The 3,278-nt window shown below is 46.4% G+C and carries 4 protein-coding genes; all 4 read left to right on the plus strand.

Going from position 1 to position 3,278, the window contains the following annotated elements; genetic code table 11:
- Positions 1 to 370, plus strand: a 370-nt coding sequence (locus tag BIZ37_RS29715; RefSeq protein ID WP_304622273.1) for a transketolase C-terminal domain-containing protein, incomplete at its 5' end; no start/stop codon positions are given.
- Positions 371 to 644: 274 nt separating this feature from the next.
- Positions 645 to 1,685 (plus strand): erythrose-4-phosphate dehydrogenase, encoded by a 1,041-nt coding sequence (epd, locus tag BIZ37_RS29720; protein ID WP_187464609.1) that lies wholly within the window; start codon positions 645 to 647, stop codon positions 1,683 to 1,685.
- Positions 1,686 to 1,772: 87 nt separating this feature from the next.
- Positions 1,773 to 2,936 carry a phosphoglycerate kinase gene (locus tag BIZ37_RS29725; protein ID WP_107300893.1) on the plus strand — a complete coding sequence of 388 codons (1,164 nt, stop codon included), beginning with the start codon at positions 1,773 to 1,775 and terminating at the stop codon, positions 2,934 to 2,936.
- Between the two features lie 154 nt (positions 2,937 to 3,090).
- A partial coding sequence (locus tag BIZ37_RS29730) for a class II fructose-bisphosphate aldolase (protein WP_187464610.1) occupies positions 3,091 to 3,278 on the plus strand: 188 nt, incomplete at its 3' end.

Genomic DNA, 3,278 nt, shown 5'->3' on the forward strand with positions numbered 1-3,278 from the left:
TGCTTCAACAGGTTCAGGCGGTGAGATCCGTGACGAAGGCGCAACCGGTTCTGAAGTTGAGCTAGCGGTAGAAGCTGCTGCACAGCTAACTGCAGAAGGTAAGAAAGTTCGCGTTGTTTCAATGCCATCAACGGATGCATTCGACAAGCAAGATGCCGCTTACCGTGAAGCAGTTCTGCCATCAGACGTAACAGCCCGTGTTGCTATCGAAGCGGGTATTGCTGACTTCTGGTACAAGTACGTAGGTTTCAACGGCCGTATCATCGGTATGACGACCTTCGGCGAATCAGCACCAGCTGGCGAGCTATTCAAAATGTTCGGCTTCACCACTGAAAACGTGGTAAACACAGCGAAAGAGCTGTTGGCATAAGCCGAACACGAACTAAACCGCTTGGTGCGTTGCGCAAGGTGATTTATTTCGAAGGATGAAAAAAAGACCCCGTCATGGGGTCTTTTTTTATATGAAATGAGACCCCTGTCACGCTATAAATTGCTGGTAAAGACCCGCAAAAATCCAAGGTTTTCATTTTAAGTTAATGAAAATATGGTGATTTATTCTCTTGGGTGACTCTGCTCACATTTATGGTGATTATCAAGTTGGCTTGTTATACACTAACGCGGCTTATTAATTTTGTAGCACGGATATGACACTAAAAGTCGCAATTAATGGATTTGGCCGTATTGGTCGCAGTGTGCTTCGCGCACTGTACGAGAGCGGTAAAGATCATCACATCGACGTCGTGGCAGTCAACGAATTGGCTGAGCCTGAAGCTATGGCTCATCTGCTGCAGTATGACACTAGTCACGGACGCTTCTTCAAGCCTGTCAGCCATGATCAGGAGCACTTGTTTATTGCTCATGAAAACGGCGAACAGGACAGTATCCGTATCCTCCACCAAAGCGACATTCACTTACTACCCTGGAAAGACCTCGACATCGATATTGTCCTGGACTGTACCGGCATCTTCGGCAGCCGTGCCGACGGTGAAGCCCACATCAAAGCGGGCGCCAAGAAAGTGTTATTTTCCCACCCTGCTGCAAATGATATCGACAATACCATTATCTATGGTGTGAACCATGACTCGCTCAGAGCTGAGCATCACATTGTCTCCAACGGCTCTTGCACCACCAACTGTATTGTCCCTGTTATCAAGGTATTGGATGAAGCCTTCGGGATTGAATCCGGCACCATTACCACTATCCACTCGGCGATGAATGACCAGCAGGTCATCGATGCTTACCACAGCGATTTACGCCGGACCCGAGCTGCCAGCCAGTCGATTATTCCCGTTGATACTAAACTTCATCTGGGTATTGGTCGTATCTTTCCGAAATTTTCTGACAAATTCGAAGCCATCTCTGTGCGCGTACCGACAATTAACGTCACTGCGATGGATTTAAGTGTCACTGTAAAAACAAATGTGAAAGTTAATGACGTAAATCAATCACTGGCCGAGGCGTCTCGTTGTACATTAGATGGCATAGTGGATTACACAGAAGCGCCACTTGTCTCGATAGACTTCAATCACGATCCCCATAGCGCGATTGTCGACGGTACCCAGACCCGTGTAAGTAATCAGCATCTTATCAAGCTGTTGGTCTGGTGTGATAACGAATGGGGCTTTGCCAACCGGATGCTAGACACCGCCCTGGCAATGCAGGCTACCGATAAGGTTGCCGAGTAAATAGATGTAAGAATTATTGGGCTTGGCAGTGACGCTGGGCCGACAAAAACTTTGACTTTAAATTAATCAATGTTGAGAGGACAAACCATGTCTGTAATCAAGATGACTGATCTGGAACTAGCAGGTAAACGCGTATTCATCCGTGCGGACCTAAACGTACCAGTGAAAGACGGTAAAGTAACTTCTGATGCACGTATCCTTGCATCTCTGCCAACTATTAAGCAGTGCCTAGAAGCTGGCGCAAAAGTAATGGTTACTTCTCACCTTGGTCGTCCAACTGAAGGCGAGTACGCGGAAGAGTTCTCTCTACAGCCTGTTGTTAACTACCTAAACGATGCTCTAGATTGCGACGTTAAGCTAGCAAAAGACTACCTAGACGGTCTTGAGCTGAACGCTGGCGAGCTAGTTGTTCTTGAAAACGTTCGCTTCAACAAAGGCGAGAAGAAGAACGAAGAAGAGCTTTCTAAGAAGTACGCTGCACTATGTGACGTATTCGTAATGGACGCATTTGGTACGGCTCACCGTGCACAGGCGTCTACTCACGGTGTAGGTACTTACGCTCCTGTTGCATGTGCTGGTCCTCTTCTTGCTGCTGAGCTAGAAGCACTAGGTAAAGCAATGGACAACCCAGAGCGTCCATTGGTTGCTATCGTTGGTGGTTCAAAAGTTTCTACTAAGCTAACTGTACTTGAGTCTCTATCTAAAGTTGCTGACCAGCTAGTTGTTGGTGGTGGTATCGCAAACACTTTCATCGCTGCTGAAGGCCACAACGTAGGTAAGTCTCTATACGAAGCTGACCTAGTTGAAACTGCTCAGAAGCTAATGAAAGAGTGTGCAATCCCAGTTGCAACTGACGTTGCTTGTGCGAAAGCATTCGACGAGAACGCTGAAGCTGAAATCAAGAGCGTTACAGAAGTTGCTGACGATGACATGATTTTCGACCTAGGTCCTGAGTCAACTGCAGCTCTTGCTGAAATCATCGGCAACGCGAAAACTATCCTTTGGAACGGCCCAGTAGGCGTATTCGAGTTCAAGAACTTCGAAGCGGGTACTGCAGGTATCTCTAAAGCAATCGCTGAATCTGCAGGTTTCTCTGTAGCAGGCGGCGGTGACACTCTAGCGGCTATCGACAAGTTCGGTATCAAGGCTGACGTTTCTTACATCTCTACAGGTGGCGGTGCGTTCCTTGAGTTCGTTGAAGGTAAAGTACTTCCAGCGGTTGCAATGCTAGAAGAGCGTGCTAAAGCTTAAGTAATTTGAGTGCGGGAGTTCCGTCCAATAAAGAGCTCCCGCCTTTTATCTGATTGTGAAAAAGGTCATGTTTTTGTAGAATATGGCCACTTCGCAAACGATTGCACAGATTTATATATTTATATAAGACAACAAGGCTAATAGGACTATTGTTATGTCTAAGATCTTCGATTTTGTAAAACCTGGTGTTATTTCTGGCGACGACGTACAGAAAGTATTTGAAGTAGCAAAAGAAAACAAATTTGCTCTTCCAGCGGTTAACGTTGTTAACACTGACTCTGTAAACTCTGTACTAGAAGCTGCTGCTAAAGTTAAAGCTCCAGTTGTTGTTCAGTTCTCTAA

It is taken from the genome of Photobacterium sp. BZF1 (assembly GCF_014349205.1).
In the GTDB taxonomy this organism is placed as follows: Bacteria; Pseudomonadota; Gammaproteobacteria; order Enterobacterales; family Vibrionaceae; genus Photobacterium.